The organism is Dyadobacter sp. (genome assembly GCF_017744695.1).
Lineage (GTDB): Bacteria > Bacteroidota > Bacteroidia > Cytophagales > Spirosomataceae > Dyadobacter.
The window spans coordinates 1,788,743-1,810,130 of the sequence record NZ_JAGIAS010000001.1 but is presented as its reverse complement, the minus strand read 5'-3'; the positions used below and the strand labels follow the sequence as shown (position 1 = coordinate 1,810,130).

Below are 21,388 nucleotides of genomic sequence, written 5' to 3'. Positions count from 1 at the left end.
CTCAAAAGAGTGACGTGAAGGGGGCGTTTCGGACAAAATGGCAAGAAGTTAGTGGCTTTTCTTTTCGATCTTCTTATGGATTTCGAGCGTTTCGGCCAGCGCCGCGGAGCCGTACCACATCAATAGATCCATGTCGAGCAGCTTGGCTTGAACGGCGGGGTCGGTCTCGACGAGTTTTCGACCTTCCTCGATGGAATCTGCATTGAGGATGAAAATACCGCGGTATTTGTCATTTTTGAAAAATGGGCCTGCTACAACCAGCTTCCCTGTCTCGGCGAGGCGGTTGATGTTCTGCATATGCCCGGCGAAGGCACTGTCCGATTTGCTTTTGGGGACATTCGTCGCACTTCCTGTTTTCAGAAAAACCATCACATATTTCTTCATACCATATTCATCCGCATTCAGCTTTTTGGCAAGCGTGGAGTCATAGGCTGCGTTGGCGGATTGGGCAATGCCGTCATAGGAAACGGCCGAAAGGCAGGCCAGGAGGAGTGTGGCGTACAGTGTTTTCATCAGTCATCGATTTAAGTATAGGTTAATGAATAAATGTATTGAAATTTTGACTGAAAAGGAATGCGGACGGGTACCAAAAACAAGAAGCTGCACAGGTACTTTTGTGCAGCTTCTCTCTACTGATTTGTGGCAAAATCTTAAATCTCTGTTTGCGTCCTTAGTAAATCTTCCATCGTCTCGCGCCGTCTTACCAGCTTTGCCACGCCGTTGTCGATCAGCACTTCGGCCGGACGGAAGCGGGCATTGTAGTTCGAGCTCATCGTTAACCCATAAGCGCCGGCATTCAGGAATGCCAGCACATCACCCTTACGGACCTCGGGAAGTTCGCGGTCGGTGGCGAAGGTGTCGGTTTCACAGATGTAGCCTACCACATTGTAATGCTTCAATTCACCTTTCGGGTTTGAAATATTGAGAATGTGGTGGTAGGAACCATACATCATCGGGCGGATCAGGTGGTTAAGGCCCGAATCTACATGCACAAAGTTGCGTGCGGGATCTTCCTTAACCACATTGGTAGTAACGAAAAGGAAGCCCGATTCGCTGACGAGAAACTTGCCCGGTTCAAACCAAAGCTGTAACTCGCGGCCATATTCCTGGCAGAACGTCTGAAATCGTTTGGAAATCTTTTTGCCCAGTAAATCCATATCCGTAATGGCGTCGCCCGGCAGGTAGGAAACTTTGAAGCCACCGCCCAGATCGACCACCTGGAGGTCGGGGAAATGCTTCGCGGTTTCGAAAAGGATATCGGCGACTTTCAGGAATGGTTCGGCGTCTTTAATATCCGAACCTGTGTGCTGGTGCAAGCCGATCACTTTAATATCGTACTTTTTGATTACCTCCAAAATCTGATCCAGCAGCAGGACTGAAATCCCGAACTTGGAGTCGGCGTGCGCCGTCATGATCTTGGTGTGCCCTCCCGCAGCTACATTGGGCTTAATGCGGATCATGCAGGGCTTGGTATTGCCATAAGTTTGTCCGAACCATTCTAGCAGCGGGATGCTGTCGACGTTCACAATCGCCCCGGCTTCGACAGCCTCGCGTACTTCTTCAAAATGTACGCCGCTGGGCGTAAATGTGATCTGGTTCGCAGCATAACCCGCCATTTTCCCCATTTCAAATTCACCCGGTGATACTACGTCCAGTTCTACCCCGATTTCGCGCATCAGCCGCAGCACGGCCAGGTTGGTATTGGCCTTGCAGGCATATTTGATCTTCATATTCACGCCGGCAAATGCATGTTGCAGCTCGGCTGCTTTCCTGCGGATAGTCGCGCCGTCGTACACGTAAAGCGGGCTTCCGTACTGGTTGATTAACTCAATAGGGTCGATTCCCTGAATAGAATATGGGTAATGGTCAGAAAGTTGCATTGTATGATATGGGCGGCAGGTACTGTGCCGGAATGATTGAACTACAAATATTTGTCGAGATAAATGGCCATTTCCTGTTGCAGGGCCGCAGCTTCCAGTTTCGCTTTTTCGGCGAAATCGGTGCCATTGCTGGCGTAGATAATGCTGCGCGACGCATTGACGAGCAATCCGCAGCTTTTGTTCATGCCGAACCTCGAAACCTCTTCCAGATTTCCGCCCTGTGCGCCTACGCCGGGTACGAGCAGGAAATGATCAGGGATGATGGTGCGAATTTGCTCGAAGTCGGATGCTTGCGTGGCGCCTACTACATACATCATGCGCTCTGCACCTGCCCAGGTCTGCGACGTGCGCAAAACATTTTCGTACAGGGCAGAGCCTTCCGCATCAAGCCGCTGGAAATCGGCGCTGCCCGGGTTGGAGGTTAATGCGAGCAAAATCACCCATTTGCCTTCGAATGCCAGGAACGGCGTCACCGAATCGCTGCCCATATAAGGGGCTACGGTGATGGAATCGAATTCGAGGCCGGAAGACGATTTGTCGAAAAAAGCCCTTGCATACAAGCCGGAAGTGTTTCCGATATCGCCGCGCTTCGCGTCGGCAATTGTGAAGTGGCTTTTCGGGATGTACTCGACGGTTTTTTGAAGGCTCTCCCAACCTTTTGGTCCCATGGCTTCGTAAAATGCGATGTTGGGTTTATACGACACGCAGTAGTCGGCGGTGGCGTCGATGATCTGCTTGTTGAATTCAAAGATAGGATCGTCAGTTTTCAACAAATGCGCCGGGATTTTCTGGATATCGGTGTCCAAACCCACACACAAATAGGACCTTTTAGTCGAAATTTGCTGGAAGAGCTCTTGATAAGTCATGATTTTGTAAATATTGCGGCGAAATTACAACCTCTTCCAATAGATTCATAAATTTGCCGCAACATTAAACTTTGCTCCAACCAACTCATAACGATCATATGCAGATTAGAGAAACTTCCATTGCCGGTCTGGTTGAAATATTTCCAAGGGTCTTCGGTGACGACCGTGGAGTATTCTTTGAATCGTATAATGAGGAGACATTTAAAAAACTCGGTCTGCCTGTAAACTTCGTTCAGGATAATCAGTCGTTTTCAAAAAAGGGTGTGGTAAGAGGCTTGCATTTCCAGAATGCGCCATTTGCACAAGGCAAGCTGGTGCGTGTGATCTCGGGCAGGGTGCTGGATGTGGCCGTGGATATCCGTCCGGATTCTCCGACATTCGGCAAGCACGAAGTATTTGAACTGAGCGGAACGCAAAACAATATTGCCTATATCCCGGAAGGCTTCGCACACGGGTTTGTGGCGCTGGAAGATTCTGTTTTTAGCTACAAATGCACCAACCTTTATAACAAGGAATCCGAGTCGGGTATTCTCTGGAATGATCCGGATTTGAATATCAACTGGGGCGTTACCGATCCGATCGTTTCGGAAAAAGACCTGATCCTGCCCACCTTCCGTTCACTTTTTGGTGAGCTGATCAAGTAAAACCCGGCACTATTTTTCAAAAAGCTCTTCGAGTGCTTTCGACGCTACTTTCCGGGCCGAATGCGAATTTTGCCCGGTAATGAGCCGCTCGTCCATTTCAATGAATTCCACAAATGGGATCATAGCTTTGGTGTAATGCGCGCCGCGCTCCTTTAACTTGTCTTCGAGATAAAAAGGTACCTCGCTCACAAAACTGACCAGCGCTTCTTCGACATTGGAGTAGCCGGTCACATATTTGTCCTGAATGAGTAATGTGCCGTCGGACAACCGGACGTTGAGCAATCCGCAAACGCCGTGCGCAACAGCTGTTACCATGCCATTCCGCTCATAAATAGCTTTCGCGATGTTTTGAAGTTCGGTATTCTCGGTGAAATCCGACATTGCGCCGTGGCCACCTGCGAAATAGATCAGGCGATAATCGCCGGGGTTAACATCTGATGGTTTGAGGGAGTTTTGAAGCTTTGCGCGGAAAGAGGCATCTTCCCAGTATCGGGCATTGCATTCGTCTTTTAGGTCGACGCTCCTTTCATCCACGGGGATCGCGCCGCCCAGCGGACTTATGATGTCCATCAGAATGCGCCTTTTGGCCATCAAGTCGTAAAAATGCGTCAGTTCATTCAGCCAGAGACCTGTTTTAGAGGTTTTGGTCGGATATGAGTCGTGGTTAGTGCAGACGATCAGGACTTTCATAGCTATACATGGAATGGCTCCGGGAAATATAGTAAAACCCCGGAAGTTTTCATCATGAAAGCGTTATCCTTAACTCAGTAGCTGGTTTTTGTAGGCGAATGCAACCGCGGCTGCGGTACTTTTCGTACCGGTTTTTTCCAAAACCCGCAACCGGTGCCCTTCGACCGTGCGCACGCTGATGAACAGTTTGTCGCCGATTTCGGTCGTGGAAAGCCCGTCGCAGATCAATTGAAGTACTTCTTTCTCGCGGGACGAGAGCGCTACATTACACGCATTCGGGAAAAACGGATGCTTGTTGACCTGCCGGTTCACCATTTTGCGGTGCATGGCCTTAGAGACGAAGTCGTTGTAGTAAAAGCCTTCTTCGTGCACCCTTCTGATCGCTTTTTCGACCTCGTCGGGGCTTGTATCTTTCAGCAAATAGCCCTGTACGCCCTTTTCGAGCATGTGTATCACAAAGCGATCTTCGTTGTACATCGAAACCACGATGATCTTGATATTCGGAAAGCGTTCGAAGGCAGCTTCCGTGGCCTGGATGCCGTCCATGACAGGCATTTGCAGGTCCATAAAAACGATGTCGGGCGTATTGGCGGGCAGGCGGTCCAGCAATTCCTGGCCGTTGCCGGCTTCCAGTATAAATTCGAAATCGGGAATGCCGCTCAGCATGGAGATGAACCCCTTTCTGAATAGTTCGTGGTCGTCGGCAATTCCTAGTTTAAGGGTGCTCATAGCATTAAATATTCACTCGTTCCCGGCGGAATGGATGTAATGGTTCAGGTTTGTTACCGGATGCCGGGTTCACCGGAATCCTCGCGATGGCGCTGGAACCGCCCCTGGCCGGCTGTTCGTACTGGACAGTTCCATTTACAATGGCTAGCCGGCTTTCAATTCCCAACAGGCCCAGCCCCGCCAGGTTGCTTTCCTTTATTTTTTCGGGGTCGAAACCGACACCATTGTCGGTCACCCGCAAACCTATCATTTCTTCGTCGATTTCCAGCACAATATCGATTTTTGTGCAGCTTGCATGCTTGATCGCATTGTTGACCAACTCCTGCATAATGCGGTAAAGCGTCAGTTCCAGCTTCTGGCCCTGACGCGGAAACTCCTCCGTATTGGATTGAAAGGCAATCACCAGATTGTTGTCCTCTTCCAGCTTATGAATGAACTCTTCAATGGCTTCCATTAGCCCGAACCTTTCCAGCGTAGTCGGTACGAGGTCGCGCGTGATGCGCCGCACGTGCAGGATTGTCTCTTCCACAAGCGACTGCGACTTTTTCATAATGCTCTCCTCTTTCTCATCTCCCGAGTTTGCTACTAATTTACTCAATTGGTTGAGACTTAGCTTGGTAAGCGAGAGCATCGTGCCGATATCGTCATGCAAATCCTGCGCAATTCTCCGTCGCTCCGTTTCTTCGGAATTGAGCGCGGTATCAAGGAGCAAGCGGTTGTAATTTTTCTCGATGTCGTTGATTCGTTTTTCTTCCTCGAACCTTTTTTTCTGGTAGTACATCACAAACGCGATCATGCAAAACGCCATGGCCAGCATAGCCAGGGAGGCTATCAAAAGTGCCCATTTTAGTTCTTCGCTATTTTGCATATTTCCGGGGTGAAAAATTGTAAATGCCCACGCTGAAAAGCACGGCGCACAGGATTTCAAAAATACTTGGAATAACTTCGGTTATCCCGAGATCCGTTTGGTTGTTCCATGTGTATGTATAATGGAGGAATGGTGCCAGGAATATCAGACTTGAATAGTATAGCAGCAATCCCGAACATACCCAAAAAAATGGGAATGTCAGCAAGTTAGGTATTTGAAGCGATTTAATGATTTCGTAGAAATAGAGCAGAATAAGTGAAATCATTAAAACACCTTCGACCGTTTTAGCATACAGGACGAGTCTGTGCTCATTCAGATCGCCCAAATTTTCATTAGAATTAAATATGTCCCAGATACTGAACACGAAGACGCCGACAATAGAAGTCAGCACGAACCCCTTCTGCGCCTTCCCCGTAAACTGGAAATAGAACATCCCGCTTAATAAGGCGTAAAAAAGCGGGATGCTTAAATTGTACAATATCAGATTGTTAGTTCTGGTGGATGCCAAGTGAAGCATGATAATGTCGATGATCAGCTTGGAGACTAGATAGCAGAAAAGCAACCTTAAAGATTTATCTAAAAAGGCTTTTCTGGTTATAGTGAGTGTTAATGGTAAAACTGTGACAAATACTGCAATAGAAGAAATAGGATTATTGACAATATATGCAAAGTGGCTATCGAACATACATTAATCGATTATCGAACTTTCCTGTTCCTAACATTGGCGTGGGCAAAGTGGCCCACCTGTCATGGCCTCGCCACTGTCCGGCATATCTTTCAAGCCGCCCAGTTGTGCAGTCCTGATAATGTCCTTGCCATCCGCATCGACAGGAACCAGAACAAGTCTTGGAGTTGGTTTTTTGGCCTTTTTTGTTTTGGTGTCATCATCTTCTTCCTCGTCTCTCAATCCGTAATATACTCTGAATCCTACACAGTTGTCACCATGCAGCTTAATCAGTTCGTTGAATGTGTGAATGCCGAAGAACTCAGCCTTCACGTAGTTTTCACCTTTGTCGGTGAAGTAACGTTCCCTTTTTTGATGTGGAATGGTAAGCTCCTGAGCCTCCGATGCTGAAATCAGCCGACCCTCCCGACCTGTAAATCTCTTGCTGTCCATAGTTTTAGTTAAAGTATAACAATTAATCAACGTAAATGTAAATAGGGAGGCTGCCAAGGGCAAGTCAACCATTTGCAATTGATTTAACGGTTAGTTTGTAACTAATTGTAAATCAATTCAATTTGTTCCTGGTGGTCGAAAATCGCGTAATTTTACGTATAACTTCCGGGCAATAATACGATGCCGTACTTGTAAGCCTACCCATGCTAAAAATCGGGGATTTTTGCGCTAAAATGCTTGTGTAGAGCTTTTGTACATTTGTAAAGCGTTAGGGAAGACTTTTTAAAAGCTTTCTCATCAAGATTAAAGGGTTAGGTTATAGTCGAAAGCCGCGGGGGATGTCCCTCGCGGCTTTTTTGATTGTTTGCCTCCAATGCCGATTTTTGGCATTGATACATACAATGACGTTATGAAACCAACCATAGAAATCGAATACTGCCCCAAGTGCGGATGGCTGCTGAGGGCTGCGTGGATGGCGCAGGAGCTGTTGACCACGTTTAGCGATGACTTATATGCCGTGCAGTTGCGGCCTTCGGAGGTGGCCGGCCGGTACCTCATTACACTCGGTGAGGAACTGCTTTGGGACAGGAAGCGTGAAGGTCACTTCCCCGAACCGAAGGAAATCAAACAGCGGGTAAGGGATATCATCGCGCCAGATCGCAGCCTTGGTCACAGCGACCGATGAGCAGACCGGGATGTTGGAATGGTGCCATTTTGGCGCACTATATCGGTGGAAACTGTAATTTTGGCACTATTTCTTTTCCTTTTTTCGACAAAAGGAAAAGACGCGGTGAAAATGCATTGGTGTGCCTCAATGACTGGGTTTCACGCATACAACCGGGTTACAGAGACTATACCGCCCATCACATTTCTGTCCGGAAACGATCTTTGGCACGCAGTTTTTCGTTAATAGGTAAAACTTGTGAACCTAAAACGCGATAGCTATGGAAAGCAAACTGAAAATACCACGGGAGATGTTGATGAACATAGACTTCATCAACACAGTAAACGGTGGAATGAGTGAGCCCTCTATCAAGCTTGACAAAGGGTCGGACGGTTTCGAAGTAGTTGTGAAAATTCCAGGCATCGAGGTTGAGGATCTTCAATTGGAGGTTGTAAAAGGCAAGAGGAACTCAAATAACTTAAAGCTTTTCCACTTGCTGCCCATATTTTCACAGGAAAATTTGCCCGACGAAGAGCAGTGGAAGACAATCCGTTTCATCAATACTTTCGTCATCCCGGACGGAGTAGATATAGACAATATATCAGCAAGGTACGACGATGGTCGTCGTCAATTGGTACTGTTCCTTCCTTTCGGGGACGAACAGGGGGATTATCACCGTAAGGTGGACATTGAACGTTGGTAAAATTATCGGCGGAATATAACGTAGTCCGGCAGTTTGCCGGGCTTTTTTATTGCCCAGGAGCTATCTCAGGCGGTTTTTTGACGACCAGAACGAAGTAAATCGAAGTGCTGTTTGGTATTAATCCGGGTAGCGGTTGTACGCTTCCAATAGAATGCATTAAGATTGAGTAAAGATTCCACACTTTTTCAAAAAAGGAATTACATATCTGTATCTTGCACTATTAATTCCCTTAGTGCTCGTCAATCTCAACGTTATGAAAAAGTCTAATATTTTCGCTTTTATTGAGCTTACCAAGTTGGTCGAAGAACTCAAAGTTGACCAGTCCAAACTAAGGCAGAAACTGAAATCACAGTCGGCCTACTTCAACATTATCGAACCAAGGTATTTTTCGGAAGGATTGATCGGAGAGTGGGAAAGCATTCTCAGTGTAATCAAGCAGAAAGGCGCCAAAGTGAATGAAGAAGGTCGTGTGGTGTCGAATGCCGTAAGTAACACGATCGATCATTTGAGCGACAAAGAATGTTTCTCGCTGGTAGAGCGGGTCAACTCGATCTACGACTCGGTGAAAAAGGAGTTTCAGTAAAAAGGGGCCCTGCATGGTACTCCGCCCATGCAGGGCCGATGAGTTTAGTTCACTGTTCCGCCGTTCCAGACATCTTTGCCCGGTTGGACGAATGCGAGGCTACCGTCGCGGTCTTCCGCCATCAGGATCATTCCGTGGCTTTCCATTCCCATCATCTTCCTCGGTGCCAGGTTTGCGAGGTATAATACCTTCTTGCCTATCACTTCTTCCGCTTTGAAATGCTCCGAAATGCCGCTCAAAACGGTGCGTTGTTCCGAGCCGATATCGATCAGCAGCTTCAACAGCTTCTTGCTTTTGGGTACATTTTCGGCTTCGAGGATCGTTGCGATGCGAATATCCATTTTCGTAAAGTCGTCATACTGAATTTCAGGTTTGACAGGAAGCACGGTTTTACCTTCCAGTTCATTCAGCCGCTTAGCATCGTGCAGTTTCTGAACCTGTTTCTCGATCACACTGTCTTCTATTTTCTCAAAAAGGAGCTTCCCTTCCAAAACAGGCTGACCCGCCGGCAGCAAATCAGCATGACCTGCATCCTGCCAGTTTTTACCCGAAAGGCCAAGTTGCTCCTGGATTTTCGCTGCTGTAAATGGCAACACCGGCTCCGAAACGATCGAAAGCGTTGCTGAAATTTGTAATGCGATATTCAAAATTGTATTCACACGCTCCGGGTCAGTTTTGATCACATGCCACGGCTGTGTATCGGCCAGGTACTTGTTTCCTGTGCGCGCGAGGTCCATGATGAGCGCGAGCGCCTCGCGGAAGCGGTAGTTTTCCATCGACTCGGCTATCCTTGCCGGGAATGCAGCCAGCTCATCGAACGCGGCGCGGTCAATATCCTGCAATTCGCCACGTTGAGGCACTTTGCCTTCGCAGAATTTTTGCGTGAGCACCACGGCGCGGTTGATGAAGTTGCCATAGATGCCTACGAGCTCACTATTATTGCGGGTCTGGAAATCTTTCCAGGTAAATTCGCTGTCTTTGGTTTCGGGCGCGTTCGCGGTGAGCACGTACCGTAATACATCCTGCTTGTCGGGAAGTTCTTCGAGGTATTCATGCAGCCACACCGCCCAGTTGCGGGAGGTCGAAATTTTGTCGCCTTCAAGGTTCATGAATTCGTTGGCAGGGACATTATCGGCCAGGATGTAGTTTCCTTCGGCCATCAGCATAGCCGGAAAGATAATGCAGTGGAAAACGATATTGTCCTTTCCAATAAAATGGACCAGCTTGGTTTCACCCTGCGATGCATCCTTTGCGGGCTGCCACCATTTTTGCCAGCCTTCGGCGGTGCCGTTCTTCTGGATTAACCAATCCTTGGTGGCGGAAATGTAGCCAATCGGTGCTTCGAACCACACGTACAGTACCTTGCCTTCTGTGTCTTCGACGGGCACTTTAATGCCCCAGTCGAGGTCGCGGGTCATCGCGCGGGGTTTCAGCCCGTCTTTCAGCCAGGACTGACATTGCCCGAACACGTTGGTCTTCCATTCGGAGTGGCTGTTGACGTACGCTTCGATGTCCGGCTGCATTTTGTCCAGAGGCAGATACCAGTTTTTGGTTGCCTTCAATACCGGTTTTGCTCCCGACAATGTCGATCGCGGATCTTTCAATTCCAATGGACTCAGTGTGGAGCCGCAGCGCTCGCATTGGTCGCCATAGGCATTGGGGTTGGCACAAACAGGGCAGGTACCTACGATGTACCGGTCGGCAAGGAACTGCTGTGCGGTTTCGTCATAGTACTGCTCGGTCGTTTCTTCGATGAACACCTTTTTATCATACAAATCCCTGAAAATTTCGCGGGAAGTTTCGTGATGAATCGGCTTGCTCGTGCGCGAATAGATGTCGAATGAAATACCCAGCGATTTGAAAGAAGCGTCGATTTGTTCATAATATTTATCGACTACCTGCTGGGGCGTGAGACCCTCCTTTTTGGCGCGGATGGTAATGGGGACGCCGTGTTCGTCGGTGCCGCTGATAAACGCTACTTCCTTGCCGGAAGAACGCAAATAGCGAACGTATATATCTGCAGGGACATAACAACCCGCCAGGTGGCCAATGTGGATCGGGCCGTTGGCGTAGATCAACGCTGCTGTGACGGTATATCTTTCGGGATTTGAAATCGGCATTTGAATTCAGGGATTTGGTTCAATCATCGGAGCATCGCTTTGCTCCCCGGTGTGGCCGGAACGTAAAATTAGTAAAAAGGCTTGCAATGGTGTGACAAACTACTTTTTTACTACGAACTTTGACCCAAACAATTTGTTTCATTTAAATGAAAGTACTCATTACCGGTGCGACAGGCCTGGTGGGCAGTGCAGTAGCCAGAAGGTTCTTGTCGGAAAATCATGAAGTATTCGCGCTCGTGCGCCCCGGTGCGGATAAGCGCCTGCTCGCGGACGCGCACCCGAAGCTGACGTGGGTGGAAGGCGATATCCTCGATTTGCTTTCCCTCGAAAAGGCCATTGAAGGGATGGACTACGTTGTTCATACGGCGGCGGTTGTGTCGTTTGTCCCGCGTGATCGGAAGATGATGTACAAAGTGAATCAGGAAGGTACCGCCAACGTGGTAAATGTGTGTTTGAAATACCAAACACAAAAACTGGTACACGTAAGTAGCATCGCCGCCATCGGCCGCCCCGATCCGCGCAAGCAGTCGGCGGGGCAGGCAGTGATCTTAAATGAAGAACAGCGCTGGGAGGATTCACCCGAAAATTCGGAATATGCCAAAACCAAGCATATGGCCGAGCTGGAAGTGTGGCGCGGTATAGCGGAAGGCCTCAGTGCCGTAATTGTGAACCCGACGATAATCCTCGGTGAGGGCGATTGGGAGAAGAGCAGCACACAACTTTTCAGGTACGTATATAGAGAAAAGCCATTTTACACAGAAGGCATTGCGAACGTGGTCGACGTGCAGGATGTCGCCGAAATCGTATACCGCCTGGCCGGCTCCGATATTACCGGAGAGCGCTTCCTGCTCAATGCGGGGAGCATTTCCTTTCATAATTTGTTCAATATGATAGCGGATAAAATGCGCCGCAAAAGGCCGTCGTTCAAGGTCGGTTCTGGCCTGGCCGGGGTGATATGGCGGGTAGAGGCGGTGAGGACCTGGCTATTGGGTACGAAGCCGCTGATTACCAGAGAGACAGCACAATCGGCAGCCAGAAAAATTACCTATGACAATGGCAAAGTCAGGAAAGCATTGGATTTTCAATTTCAGTCTATTGAGGAAACGGTGTCCCGCATTAGTGAAAGTTTGCTCGGGAGAGTTTGAAATCCGGGGAATTATTTTATAACTTTCTTTCATTAATAGTGGTGCATTTGCCCTCGATTCTAACCTAGCGGTTCGTATGATGGAGAAAAATTTTGGTGAAAGGAAGGATTATATGAAGGAGACACTGCTCAGGTTCGAAAGAATGCTGAAAACCAGCGAGCCGGTCTTTTTTGATTTGGACACTTACGAAAAGGTTACAGTACATTACATAGAAAAGGGGGATTGGGAAAAGGCTTTCAAAGCTTGTGAGATGGGCCTGTCGGATTACCCCTATTCGCTCGACCTGCTGCTCAGCATGGTCCAGTTGCACGCCAACCGCGGCGAGCACGAAATGGCCCTCGAAATATTGGAGCGCGCCTCACTCTTTCACCCCGGCGATATCGAAATCTCTTTCATGCAAGTGGCGGTAGCCAATATGATGGGAGAATACGAAGAGGCGATCGAAATTCTCGAGAACTTGCTCGGCAGGGTGGAGGACCGTGATGAAATCTATTTCCAGATTGGCCAGACTTATCAGAACTGGGGTAAATATGAAGATGCGATCAAGTATTATAAGCGGTCGCTTCGCAATAATCTGAACAATGAAAATGCGCTTTACGAACTGGCCCATTGCCTCGACCTGGTAGGCCAGCTGGAAAGCCATCTGGACTATTACAACGACCTCGTCGATCGCGACCCGTTCTCGCACCACGCGTGGTATAACCTCGGCATTGCATTCAGCAAGCTGGAACGTCATGAGGATGCCGTGCACGCATACGAGTACGCAACGTTGATCAAGGATGATTTCGCTTCGGCATTTTTCCAATTGGGGAATTCTTACATGAACCTGGAAAAGTACGAGGACGCCAAAGTGCAATACCTCCGCGCCATCGAGCTCGAAGGCGACCAGCCGGAAACATGCTGCTGCCTCGGTACCTGTTACGAAAAACTGGGCGAGTTTGAGACCGCCATTAAATATTACCGCCAAACCGTCAAGCTGGATAGCCAGTGGGACGACGGCTGGTATGGCCTCGGTATCTGTTTCAGTGAGCTCGGTCGTTGGTATGAAGCGGTAGGTTTTCTCCGCAAGGCAATCCAGATCACAGAGCTGAACCCCGATTACTGGCTGGCTTTGGCCGAAACAGAGTTCAAGGTCGGCAATGTCGTTTCCGCATTCGAAGCATTTGAAAAGGCAGCGGAAATAGAACCTTCCAACCCGGATATCTGGCTGAAATGGTCGTATGTGCTGTTTGAACAAGGTAACTACGCCCGAGCGTGCGACTTGTTGCAGGCGGCGATCGACGAAATGTCGGAAGAAGCGGATTTGTATTACCGCATGGCAGTTTATCAGATCCACGCAGGGCAGTACCGCGAAGCATTAGTGAACCTCGAAATCGGTTTGACGCTGGATTACGATGCCCACGAGCAGCTTTTCGATTTCTTCCCTGATCTGGAAAAACAGAAAGCATTGTACCGCATTATCGAGCAGTATCGTGAGAAATAATTACCTCAGACTTTCATAAAGCTGAACAAGCTGCCCGGCAATATGCTTAGCCGCAAATTGTTGAACATGTAGCCTGCCGGCGTCCGATAAAGTATTCCGAAGATGAACATCAGTGACCAGTTTTTGCAGCTGTTCGCTGATGTTTTCTGTTTGAAAGGGATCTGCATAAAGTCCGCCGGGGCCGCCGGCTTCTTCAAGGCAGGAGCCTTTGGCCGCCAGCACCGCCGTACCGCTGTGTAATGCTTCGACGATAGGAATGCCGAAACCTTCATAAATGGATACGTACGCAAATACTTCTGCCTGTTGGTACAAGGCCGGTAGATGTAGCGTGGATACATTATGCAACAAAAGCACGCGGTCTTCGAGCTTCAAACGCTGGATTGTCTCCTTGATTTTTGGCAAATAACCGGTTGGTTTTCCTACCAATACCAGTTTGAAATCATGGTTTCTCAGCTGCGCAAATGCTTCTATCAGCCGATGTTGATTTTTCCGCTCTTCCAATGTGCCCACACACAGAATAAACGGACCGTCAATACCGTATTCAGCGCAAATGCGACTTCTTTCTTCCTGGGTAACCTGTTTTTGAAACACCGGGTTGCAGTCCTGGTAAATGACCTTGATTTTGGAATCTTCAACGTCGTATAGCTCGATCAGGTCGCGGCGCGTTTGATCACTCACTGCTACGACCGAATCGGCGCGTTTGCAGGCGGACTGGAATTTGTGGCGGTAAATGGCGCGGTCGACGGTTTTGAAAAGGTGCGGCAGCCTTTCGAAAATGAGGTCGTGAATGGTTACGACAGACCTGATGCCCGCTGCTTGCAATCCTTGCGGGATTTCGTTGCTCAGGCCGTGGTAAATGCCGACATTATCATCGCGAAGCTGTCGTGTTATCCGTGCGTAGCGCCAATAGGCCGAAAGTTTTTGGTCGATAAATCCTTTGGGATAATGTATTGAACCGCTGGGGAGTTCGTCGAATAGATGTCGGTTGTTTTTAGGGGTGTAGGCAAGATATTCGTGACCGGGTTCATGGACCATTAACGCGTCGAGCACGAAGCGGCTGTAATTTCCCAGACCAGTTTTATTGGCAAACGCTCTTTTAGCGTCGAATCCGATGCGCATCATGTATAACTGCAAGGCTTTCCGGGCAAAAGTCCGTATTTTTGCGGATACCACCGAAAATTATTGGTGGCTATTTTGTGTTACAAAGGAATGAAGAGAAACAATGTCCGCAAACGGGGCAACCCCAAAGCATCCTCCCTTTCACTAGCCGAAGAATATCAGATACACACGCTGGCCAACGGGATCCGCATTGCACACAAGCAGGTTCCCTACACGCAAATAGCGCATTGCGGCATTATGCTCGATATCGGCAGCCGCGACGAACTACCGCACCAGCAAGGCCTGGCCCACTTCTGGGAACACATGGCTTTCAAGGGTACTGAAAAAAGAAGCTCCTATCACGTAATCAACCGGCTCGAAAATGTGGGTGGTGAGTTGAATGCCTATACGACTAAAGAGAAAATATGCTTCCACGCTTCGGTTCTCGACGATCATTTCGAGAAGGCGATGGACCTGCTGGCCGATATTACTTTTCATTCTGTTTTTCCCGACAAGCAGATCGAGCGGGAGCGGAATGTGATTTTGGAAGAAATGTCCATGTACGTCGATTCACCGGAGGACGCCATCCAGGATGATTTCGACCAGCTGATTTTTCCGGATCACGCATTGGGCGCTAACATTCTCGGCACGGCGGAGACGGTCAATTCGTTTGGCCGGGAGCAATTGTATGAATTCATTAATCATAATATCGATACCGAGCGCATTGTGGTATCGTCGGTGAGCCGTTTGCCGTTTTCGAAGGTGATCCGCATTGCTGAGAAGTATCTCGGCGCTGTGCCGCATCGAACTACGAGCCGGGAGCGCAAAGCCCCGTTGATTTACACGCCTGTGCGTCAGGAACGCGAGCGCCCGATCCAGCAGGCGCAAGTGGCGATGGGCCAGCCCGCATATGCATTGCTCGATGAGCGCAGGTTGCCGTTTTTTATGCTGGTGAACCTGCTTGGCGGGCCTGGAATGAACTCGCGTTTTAACCTTTCGTTGCGTGAGAAATATGGCTTCGTGTACTCCATCGAGGCCAATTATACACCCTATCTCGACACCGGGTTTATGGGGATTTTCTTTGGTACGGAGAAAAAGCAGCTGAACAAGAGTATTTCGCTGATCAATAAAGAACTGAAACGTATCAGGGAAGTACCTTTAACCACGCTGCAACTTCATCAGACAAAGGTGCAGCTAATGGGGCAGCTCGCGATGTCGGAAGAAAGCAATATGAGTTTTATGCTCATGATGGCGAAAAGTATCCTCGATACCGGCAAGGTGGATTCGCTGCCGGAGATTTTTGGTGAAATCGAGCAGATTGCCGCCGCGCAGTTGCAGGAAATCGCGATGGAGCTGTTTAATGAGCAGAATTTCAGCTACCTGACATTCCTGCCGGAGGAATGATACCGGATATTAATGCAAAAAAGCGCTGTCGGTTCCATTGAAACGGCAGCGCTTTTTGCTTATGATTTTTCTACTTTACTTCGGCGCGGTAATACATTGTCGATGTATTCTCAGGCGTCAGGATGCTTTTTGCAGCATTGTTAATATCATCCGGAGTGAGCGCCCGGATAATATCTGCATCGGCATTTGCCCAATCTACATTGCCTGCATTAGCGGCGAATGCGAGGTTCATCGCGCGGTTGAGCAGCTCTACCTCCGAGAATGCCAGTGATGCCTCCGATTGGTTCTTCACTTTGGTCACTTCTTCTTCCGATGCGCCGTTTTCAACGATTTCCTGCAAGATTTCAGTGACCGCGGCGTCGGCTTCTTCCAAAGTGACACCGGGATTCAGATTGCCTTTGATCATCAACAAGCCGGGGTCGAGGGAAGAAATGATGCTGCCGCTCACGCTGTTGAACAGCGCCCGTTCTTTCAGCAACTTCTGATACAAGCGTGAGGATTTACCTCTTCCCAAAACATCACTGAGCAAATCGCTCGCGTAGAACCCGGGTTCGTACCTCCCGGGCATATGAAATACCTTGATCAGCGAATTGAGCGGAACGGCAGCCGAAGTTTCCAGGAACCGGGCTTCGGTTTGTACCGGTTCGGCAGGGAGGTTCCGCACATAAGCCGGGCCGGCCGGGATTTCCCCAAACCATTTTTCGGCCAATTCCTGTACTTTTTCAAATGAGACAGCCCCTGCGACGACCATTACCGCGTTGTTAGGGCGGTAGAAACGGAAGAAGAAGTCCTGTACATCGTCCATCGTAGCACGTTCGATGTGGCCGATATCCTTACCGATCGTTGCCCAGCGGTAGGGATGCGTCTTGTAGGCCAATGGCCGTAATTTGAGCCACATGTCGCCATAAGGCTGGTTGAGATACCGCTGTTTGAATTCCTCGATTACCACCTTGCGCTGTACTTCGAGCACATTGGGGTCGAACGACAGGCTCAGCATCCGGTCCGATTCCAACCAGAAAGCCGTTTCCACATTGTCGGCAGGTAATGTGATGTAGTAGTTGGTAATATCGGGAGAGGTAAATGCGTTGTTCTCGCCGCCGACGTTCTGCACCGGAATATCGTAGCTGGGAATGTTTTTGGAACCACCGAACATCAAATGCTCGAACAAATGTGCGAAACCGGTGCGTTCTTCATCTTCATCCCGGGAACCCACATTGTACAGGATATTTACCGCAGCCATGGGTGTCGAAAAGTCTTCGTGGACAAATACCCGAAGGCCGTTACCCAAGGTAAACTGCTTGTAGCGAATCATATTTTATCAAAAAGGAAGTTGAATAGAGAGCATATGCCCAAAATAAAACCGGCGGCCGAAACCCGCACCGTCAATTATGGGTTATAAACAAAGCTACTGTTCAGCTGGGACACCACCAAACCAATTTAGTTGAGAGCCATGCAAATTACACTTCATTCGCTGTGCATATGGGTTTTGCTTGCCCTATGCACAACGCAGGCCAATGCACAGTTACTAAATGACCCTGCCTCGTTAAAAAACATTCAAAATAGCCTCGACAAAATTTACAATTACGAGTTCGATGAAGCGGTTCAGATTATCGACCAGGTAGAGAAAAAATATCCCAATCACCCCGTTTCCTACATTCTCGACTCATTTATTCTTTACTGGAAATACCTGCCCATCAAGGACAATCCTGCCAAGTCCAAAGAATACATTCAAAAGCTTGACCAATGCCTGGAAGCGATTAACAAGCGCTACGGTAAAAATAGCACCGATCCGGAAGCCGTGTTTTACACAATGGTGGCGAGGGGCTATATGGCAATGATGTACAACTACCGCGGCGAAATGATGGCCGCCGCGGGCGAGGGGAAAAAGGCCTACAATGCATTCGTGGAAGGTTTCAAGCTGATGCATAAGAACCCGGAATTTTACTTCACTTCGGGGATGTACAATTATTATGTGGAAGTGTATCCGGAAGAACATCCGATCGTGAAGCCATTGCTGGTGTTTTTCAAAAATGGCGACAAGGCTTTGGGACTGAAACAGGTAGACACGGCTACGAAAGTCGGGACGATTACGAAAGCGGAGTCATGCTATTACATTTCCCACATTTACCTGAAGTATGAAGCGAAACCTGAGAAGGCCGTTTTTTACATGGAGAAGCTGGTGGATATGTACCCGCGAAATCCTATTTATCTGATGAAGCATCTGGAAGCACAGTTGCTGTCAGGCAAATACGAGGAGGCCTATGAAGGCGTACAACTGCTTCGCAAGCAAAGTACCGGTTTTTATCCGGTTGCCTGGCGGACGTTTCAGGGGATTTTGGAAGAAAAAGACCGGAAAAATGATGCTGCCGCTCAAAAGGAATACCTGGCAGCGCTCAAAACGCCTCACGACGACCAATACACGAAAGAGTATCACGCATTTGCGTACGCAGGCCTCGCGCGCATTTCCGCGCGGGCAGGCAACAAGGCGAAGGCCAAAGAGTATTATAAAAAATGCCTTGGCAAAGCGGAATACCGGTCGGTTATACGCGAAGCCAAGGCATTTAAATGAAGTCGGCTAGTTAGGGAAGAGACTTTTATCGAGCCCCGGGATGATTTTCAGGGCGTTTTTATAGTACAGCTTTTTCAAAACTTCGTCGGATAGCCCCATGCCGTACATGCGCCAGAATGCGTGGTATTTTTTGTGATAGGGGAAATACTCATCCTCGGTTTCCAGCACCCGGAAATAGGTGGCATATTCAGCCGGCACCCAGCTATCTTTTCCAAAAAGGACGCGGTCCTGGTATTTTTCAAAAAACTTCTTCGCAGTACGCGGCTGGCGGCCCAGCTCGGCAATAACCGCGCCTATTTCCACGTACATATTCGGGAAGGCGATCATCAGGCTATCGAGCTTTTTGAGGTTGTTGGGATACCAGCCCATATGCGCATTGATAAACGTCGTTTTCGGGTTCATCTTGAAAATATGGTGCTGCTCGGCGATCAGCGAATCGAACGGAATCGGGTCATGGGGGCCACGCTTGCGGCCGGGATGCGTTTTCAGTTCGAGCCAGCGCTCGTTGTAACGGTCCATGGGGTCCCAGAAAGAGGGCACGTCGGCGGTGTGGATCAGCACCGGAATGCCCAGTTCGCCGCATTTCTGCCAAACCGGCTGCAGACGCGGATCGCTCACCGGCACGCGGTTGCCTTTGTCGTCCTTAATGCCGGCAAAGCCAAGGCTCTTGTATATTTTCAAGCCTTTCGCACCCATTTTGACATCCTCTTCCAACTGTTTGACCGCCTTTGCGGACCAGTCTTTTTCGCCAAAACCTTTGAATTGCAGGTTGGTGAAAACAGCGATGCGCTTCGGCTCGTTTTTAGCCACATTTTCCAGTGATCCCTTTAAAGTAGCCGTCCCCTCAGCCCATTCCTGTGACCAGCCCCGACCACTGAGATTTACCATAATGGCCATATTCAGCGCATCCATTTCTTTTACCAACCCTTTCAGATCCTGGGAGGGCATCTGATACTGGTGGTTATGCACGTCGATAAACGGGAATTTGGCTTTTTTCAGGGGATGTTCTTCCACCTTTAGCGTGGAAACAGGGTCGTATTCTTCAAAACCGAGGGGTTGTTCGGCGAGTGGTGCAGACTGCTGCTGAGCGCAGGCCGAGAACGTAACACCAATGGAAACGGAGAGAAACAGTAGGACTTTTTTCATGCAAATCTATCATTTAACAGGATCGTTGATTAAGCATTACCCGACCATGCCGGGTTTATAGATCAATGCGACACAATGCGCGGCAATGCCTTCTTCCCTTCCCACGAATCCCAAATGCTCGGAAGTGGTCGCTTTGATTGAAATATTTTCTTCTAAGATGCCGGTAACTTCGGCCAGGCAGGTTTTCATGGCCGGAATGTGCGGGTTGAGCTTCGGATTCTGCAATACAATGGTCACATCTACATTCCCGACCTCGTAACCCTTTTCACGAATCATTTCAAGCACTTTGGCGAGCAGTATTTTACTGTCCACCCCTTTCCATTGCGGGTCTTTGTCGGAAAAATGATAGCCTATATTGCGAAGATTGGCCGCGCCCAGGAGTGCGTCGCACATGACGTGGCACACTACATCGGCATCGGAGTGCCCTTTGGCACCGTGTGTGTGGGGGATTAAAATGCCGCCGAGCCAAAAAGGCCGGCCTTCTACTAACTGGTGAACATCGTAGCCCTGGCCTACGCGGAATGGGAACATAATAATGGTACTCGGGGGTGTTATAGGTTGTCTAATTTTCTTTTGATAGCCTCGATACTGTCGTCAAGCCTTTTGGTTTTGCCTCTGTGTTTCGCTAATGCAGCTTCCAGCCGATCAGTATGTTCCTTCGCCAGATCGAACTTTCTCATCATGTATTCGTACAATAGTGAAAGATCGTCCTTCCCGAGCGTGTTTCTCGCATAGTTCTCAATATTGATAGCGTTTTTTCGCGCGATTGTAAACACGTCAAGAAGCGTTCTATGCAACTTGGCGTGTTTCATCTCATAGATTTGCTGTTGACGCTTCGTCCGAGCGGCCAAGGAAGCAACGGATCGGATGTCGTTTGCCATGTTAATGTCGAGCAACCGTATCTTTTTGAGATCATTGTCAATTCTGTCGAGGATAAGATAGATATCTGCCGTCATTTCTTCGAGGTTACTGATTCTTTCGCTGTCTTTCATAAAAGATAGGTTAACAAATATAACAATTCTTTCCTACCTATACGGAAGACGGGTGGATTGGTAACGATATATCGAACAGCAATTTTCAAGCGGTGAAAAAAGTGATTAAAATCGCTTTTTTTGACATTGCAGGGCAACTTTTTACTGACTAGCTTTGGTTACTTTTATGAATCAACACAATTAACAATATCAACTATAAAGACGCATGAAAACCAACATCGGAATATCTGACGAGCATAGCCAGGCCGTTGCCTATCAGTTGAACAAGTTGCTCGCCAACGAGTTTGTGCTTTATACCAAAACACGCAATTACCACTGGAACATCGGGGGGATGAATTTCTTCGAACTACACAAGCTGTTTGAAGGACAATACGAGCAGCTGCAAGTAATCCTGGACGATATCGCTGAGCGTATCCGTGCGATCGGGCACTATTCCGAAGCGCGCCTGGCGGATATTCTCAAACTGACCGACCTGCTCGAACCGGAATATACCACCGAACCGAAAACCCAGCTGCAGAATTTGCTGGACGACCATGAAACGATCATTCGTCTCCTGCGCCCACTGGTGACCGAATTTGCCGATACTTACAAAGACCTGGGATCAAGCGATTACGTGACGGGCCTGCTCAGAGAGCATGAGAAAATGGCCTGGATGCTGCGCGCATTTTTGAAATAGGGTTTTGTAAT

23 protein-coding genes are annotated in these 21,388 nt (G+C 48.7%); 9 read left to right on the top strand and 14 right to left on the bottom strand.

Translation table 11 applies throughout. The annotated features are described in order from the left end of the window. Positions 1-48: 48 nt before the first annotated feature. The 3 genes from J7619_RS07205 to pyrF form a co-directional block, all read right to left on the bottom strand. Positions 49-513 (bottom strand): YciI family protein, encoded by a 465-nt coding sequence (locus J7619_RS07205; protein ID WP_291196180.1) that lies wholly within the window; start codon positions 511-513, stop codon positions 49-51. 137 nt (positions 514-650) lie between these two features. After that, on the bottom strand, positions 651-1,880 hold the full coding sequence (lysA, locus tag J7619_RS07200) for a diaminopimelate decarboxylase (protein ID WP_291196176.1): 1,230 nt from the start codon (positions 1,878-1,880) through the stop codon (positions 651-653). Positions 1,881-1,921: 41 nt separating this feature from the next. After that, the gene (pyrF, locus tag J7619_RS07195; protein WP_291196174.1) at positions 1,922-2,746 is read right to left on the bottom strand and encodes an orotidine-5'-phosphate decarboxylase; all 825 of its coding nucleotides are present in this window, start codon (positions 2,744-2,746) and stop codon (positions 1,922-1,924) included. A gap of 98 nt (positions 2,747-2,844) precedes the next feature. On the opposite strand from pyrF, the gene rfbC reads away from it, so the two are divergent. After that, on the top strand, positions 2,845-3,390 hold the full coding sequence (gene rfbC / locus J7619_RS07190; protein ID WP_291196171.1) for a dTDP-4-dehydrorhamnose 3,5-epimerase: 546 nt from the start codon (positions 2,845-2,847) through the stop codon (positions 3,388-3,390). A gap of 9 nt (positions 3,391-3,399) precedes the next feature. Here the strand turns inward: rfbC and J7619_RS07185 are convergent, their stop codons facing one another. From J7619_RS07185 to J7619_RS07165, 5 genes are all read right to left on the bottom strand, one after another. Then, positions 3,400-4,080 carry a type 1 glutamine amidotransferase domain-containing protein gene (locus tag J7619_RS07185; RefSeq protein ID WP_291196168.1) on the bottom strand — a complete coding sequence of 227 codons (681 nt, stop codon included), beginning with the start codon at positions 4,078-4,080 and terminating at the stop codon, positions 3,400-3,402. Between the two features lie 69 nt (positions 4,081-4,149). Continuing rightward, complete coding sequence (locus J7619_RS07180; RefSeq protein ID WP_015812427.1) at positions 4,150-4,809, bottom strand: response regulator transcription factor; 660 nt, start codon at positions 4,807-4,809, stop codon at positions 4,150-4,152. Positions 4,810-4,813: 4 nt separating this feature from the next. Further along, on the bottom strand, positions 4,814-5,677 hold the full coding sequence (locus J7619_RS07175; RefSeq protein WP_291196163.1) for a sensor histidine kinase: 864 nt from the start codon (positions 5,675-5,677) through the stop codon (positions 4,814-4,816). Beyond that, positions 5,667-6,194 (bottom strand): hypothetical protein, encoded by a 528-nt coding sequence (locus tag J7619_RS07170; RefSeq protein WP_291196160.1) that lies wholly within the window; start codon positions 6,192-6,194, stop codon positions 5,667-5,669. The genes J7619_RS07175 and J7619_RS07170 overlap by 11 nt, the downstream gene beginning before the upstream one ends. A 198-nt stretch (positions 6,195-6,392) precedes the next feature. Next, the gene (locus J7619_RS07165; RefSeq protein ID WP_291196156.1) at positions 6,393-6,794 is read right to left on the bottom strand and encodes a hypothetical protein; all 402 of its coding nucleotides are present in this window, start codon (positions 6,792-6,794) and stop codon (positions 6,393-6,395) included. 409 nt (positions 6,795-7,203) lie between these two features. On the opposite strand from J7619_RS07165, the gene J7619_RS07160 reads away from it, so the two are divergent. The 3 genes from J7619_RS07160 (at position 7,204) to J7619_RS07150 (ending at position 8,744) form a co-directional block, all read left to right on the top strand. Beyond that, positions 7,204-7,479, top strand: a complete 276-nt coding sequence (locus J7619_RS07160) for a SelT/SelW/SelH family protein (RefSeq protein WP_291196153.1) — start codon at positions 7,204-7,206, stop codon at positions 7,477-7,479. Between the two features lie 259 nt (positions 7,480-7,738). Next, positions 7,739-8,161, top strand: a complete 423-nt coding sequence (locus J7619_RS07155; protein ID WP_223400226.1) for an Hsp20/alpha crystallin family protein — start codon at positions 7,739-7,741, stop codon at positions 8,159-8,161. Between the two features lie 253 nt (positions 8,162-8,414). Continuing rightward, on the top strand, positions 8,415-8,744 hold the full coding sequence (locus tag J7619_RS07150) for a hypothetical protein (RefSeq protein ID WP_291196148.1): 330 nt from the start codon (positions 8,415-8,417) through the stop codon (positions 8,742-8,744). Between the two features lie 44 nt (positions 8,745-8,788). Here the strand turns inward: J7619_RS07150 and metG are convergent, their stop codons facing one another. Continuing rightward, positions 8,789-10,864, bottom strand: coding sequence for a methionine--tRNA ligase (gene metG / locus J7619_RS07145; RefSeq protein WP_291196144.1), 2,076 nt, complete (start codon positions 10,862-10,864; stop codon positions 8,789-8,791). A gap of 146 nt (positions 10,865-11,010) precedes the next feature. Here metG and J7619_RS07140 point away from each other — a divergent pair, with 146 nt between their 5' ends. After that, on the top strand, positions 11,011-12,009 hold the full coding sequence (locus J7619_RS07140; RefSeq protein ID WP_291196142.1) for an NAD-dependent epimerase/dehydratase family protein: 999 nt from the start codon (positions 11,011-11,013) through the stop codon (positions 12,007-12,009). A gap of 76 nt (positions 12,010-12,085) precedes the next feature. Next, complete coding sequence (locus tag J7619_RS07135) at positions 12,086-13,492, top strand: lipopolysaccharide assembly protein LapB (RefSeq protein WP_291196139.1); 1,407 nt, start codon at positions 12,086-12,088, stop codon at positions 13,490-13,492. Here J7619_RS07135 and J7619_RS07130 read toward each other — a convergent pair whose 3' ends face one another. After that, on the bottom strand, positions 13,493-14,614 hold the full coding sequence (locus J7619_RS07130; protein ID WP_291196136.1) for a glycosyltransferase family 1 protein: 1,122 nt from the start codon (positions 14,612-14,614) through the stop codon (positions 13,493-13,495). 87 nt (positions 14,615-14,701) lie between these two features. Here J7619_RS07130 and J7619_RS07125 point away from each other — a divergent pair, with 87 nt between their 5' ends. Further along, positions 14,702-15,994, top strand: a complete 1,293-nt coding sequence (locus J7619_RS07125) for a pitrilysin family protein (RefSeq protein ID WP_291196133.1) — start codon at positions 14,702-14,704, stop codon at positions 15,992-15,994. 70 nt (positions 15,995-16,064) lie between these two features. On the opposite strand, the gene J7619_RS07120 is transcribed toward J7619_RS07125, so the two are convergent. Then, positions 16,065-17,306 (bottom strand): pitrilysin family protein, encoded by a 1,242-nt coding sequence (locus J7619_RS07120; protein ID WP_291196130.1) that lies wholly within the window; start codon positions 17,304-17,306, stop codon positions 16,065-16,067. A 138-nt stretch (positions 17,307-17,444) separates the two neighbouring features. On the opposite strand from J7619_RS07120, the gene J7619_RS07115 reads away from it, so the two are divergent. Further along, a complete protein-coding gene (locus tag J7619_RS07115) occupies positions 17,445-18,563 on the top strand; it encodes an ABC transporter substrate-binding protein (protein ID WP_291196127.1) in 1,119 nt (372 codons plus the stop codon). Between the two features lie 6 nt (positions 18,564-18,569). Here the strand turns inward: J7619_RS07115 and J7619_RS07110 are convergent, their stop codons facing one another. From J7619_RS07110 to J7619_RS07100, 3 genes are read right to left on the bottom strand one after another with little or no spacing between them, the layout of a single operon-like run. Beyond that, positions 18,570-19,709: an amidohydrolase family protein gene (locus J7619_RS07110; RefSeq protein WP_291196124.1), complete on the bottom strand. Its 1,140-nt coding sequence runs from the start codon at positions 19,707-19,709 to the stop codon at positions 18,570-18,572. Positions 19,710-19,745: 36 nt separating this feature from the next. Continuing rightward, positions 19,746-20,240, bottom strand: coding sequence for a 2-C-methyl-D-erythritol 2,4-cyclodiphosphate synthase (gene ispF, locus J7619_RS07105; protein WP_291196121.1), 495 nt, complete (start codon positions 20,238-20,240; stop codon positions 19,746-19,748). 20 nt (positions 20,241-20,260) lie between these two features. Beyond that, positions 20,261-20,701 (bottom strand): hypothetical protein, encoded by a 441-nt coding sequence (locus J7619_RS07100; RefSeq protein WP_291196118.1) that lies wholly within the window; start codon positions 20,699-20,701, stop codon positions 20,261-20,263. 205 nt (positions 20,702-20,906) lie between these two features. On the opposite strand from J7619_RS07100, the gene J7619_RS07095 reads away from it, so the two are divergent. Continuing rightward, a complete protein-coding gene (locus tag J7619_RS07095) occupies positions 20,907-21,377 on the top strand; it encodes a Dps family protein (RefSeq protein WP_106596983.1) in 471 nt (156 codons plus the stop codon). Positions 21,378-21,388: the final 11 nt, after the last annotated feature.

Coding starts and splice junctions, on each gene's coding strand:
- J7619_RS07205 (WP_291196180.1), bottom strand. CDS start 513: ATGAAAACACTGTACGCCACACTCCTCCTGGCCTGCCTTTCGGCCGTT.
- lysA (WP_291196176.1), bottom strand. CDS start 1,880: ATGCAACTTTCTGACCATTACCCATATTCTATTCAGGGAATCGACCCT.
- pyrF (WP_291196174.1), bottom strand. CDS start 2,746: ATGACTTATCAAGAGCTCTTCCAGCAAATTTCGACTAAAAGGTCCTAT.
- rfbC (WP_291196171.1), top strand. CDS start 2,845: ATGCAGATTAGAGAAACTTCCATTGCCGGTCTGGTTGAAATATTTCCA.
- J7619_RS07185 (WP_291196168.1), bottom strand. CDS start 4,080: ATGAAAGTCCTGATCGTCTGCACTAACCACGACTCATATCCGACCAAA.
- J7619_RS07180 (WP_015812427.1), bottom strand. CDS start 4,809: ATGAGCACCCTTAAACTAGGAATTGCCGACGACCACGAACTATTCAGA.
- J7619_RS07175 (WP_291196163.1), bottom strand. CDS start 5,677: ATGCAAAATAGCGAAGAACTAAAATGGGCACTTTTGATAGCCTCCCTG.
- J7619_RS07170 (WP_291196160.1), bottom strand. CDS start 6,194: ATGCTTCACTTGGCATCCACCAGAACTAACAATCTGATATTGTACAAT.
- J7619_RS07165 (WP_291196156.1), bottom strand. CDS start 6,794: ATGGACAGCAAGAGATTTACAGGTCGGGAGGGTCGGCTGATTTCAGCA.
- J7619_RS07160 (WP_291196153.1), top strand. CDS start 7,204: ATGAAACCAACCATAGAAATCGAATACTGCCCCAAGTGCGGATGGCTG.
- J7619_RS07155 (WP_223400226.1), top strand. CDS start 7,739: ATGGAAAGCAAACTGAAAATACCACGGGAGATGTTGATGAACATAGAC.
- J7619_RS07150 (WP_291196148.1), top strand. CDS start 8,415: ATGAAAAAGTCTAATATTTTCGCTTTTATTGAGCTTACCAAGTTGGTC.
- metG (WP_291196144.1), bottom strand. CDS start 10,864: ATGCCGATTTCAAATCCCGAAAGATATACCGTCACAGCAGCGTTGATC.
- J7619_RS07140 (WP_291196142.1), top strand. CDS start 11,011: ATGAAAGTACTCATTACCGGTGCGACAGGCCTGGTGGGCAGTGCAGTA.
- J7619_RS07135 (WP_291196139.1), top strand. CDS start 12,086: ATGATGGAGAAAAATTTTGGTGAAAGGAAGGATTATATGAAGGAGACA.
- J7619_RS07130 (WP_291196136.1), bottom strand. CDS start 14,614: ATGATGCGCATCGGATTCGACGCTAAAAGAGCGTTTGCCAATAAAACT.
- J7619_RS07125 (WP_291196133.1), top strand. CDS start 14,702: ATGAAGAGAAACAATGTCCGCAAACGGGGCAACCCCAAAGCATCCTCC.
- J7619_RS07120 (WP_291196130.1), bottom strand. CDS start 17,306: ATGATTCGCTACAAGCAGTTTACCTTGGGTAACGGCCTTCGGGTATTT.
- J7619_RS07115 (WP_291196127.1), top strand. CDS start 17,445: ATGCAAATTACACTTCATTCGCTGTGCATATGGGTTTTGCTTGCCCTA.
- J7619_RS07110 (WP_291196124.1), bottom strand. CDS start 19,709: ATGAAAAAAGTCCTACTGTTTCTCTCCGTTTCCATTGGTGTTACGTTC.
- ispF (WP_291196121.1), bottom strand. CDS start 20,240: ATGTTCCCATTCCGCGTAGGCCAGGGCTACGATGTTCACCAGTTAGTA.
- J7619_RS07100 (WP_291196118.1), bottom strand. CDS start 20,701: ATGAAAGACAGCGAAAGAATCAGTAACCTCGAAGAAATGACGGCAGAT.
- J7619_RS07095 (WP_106596983.1), top strand. CDS start 20,907: ATGAAAACCAACATCGGAATATCTGACGAGCATAGCCAGGCCGTTGCC.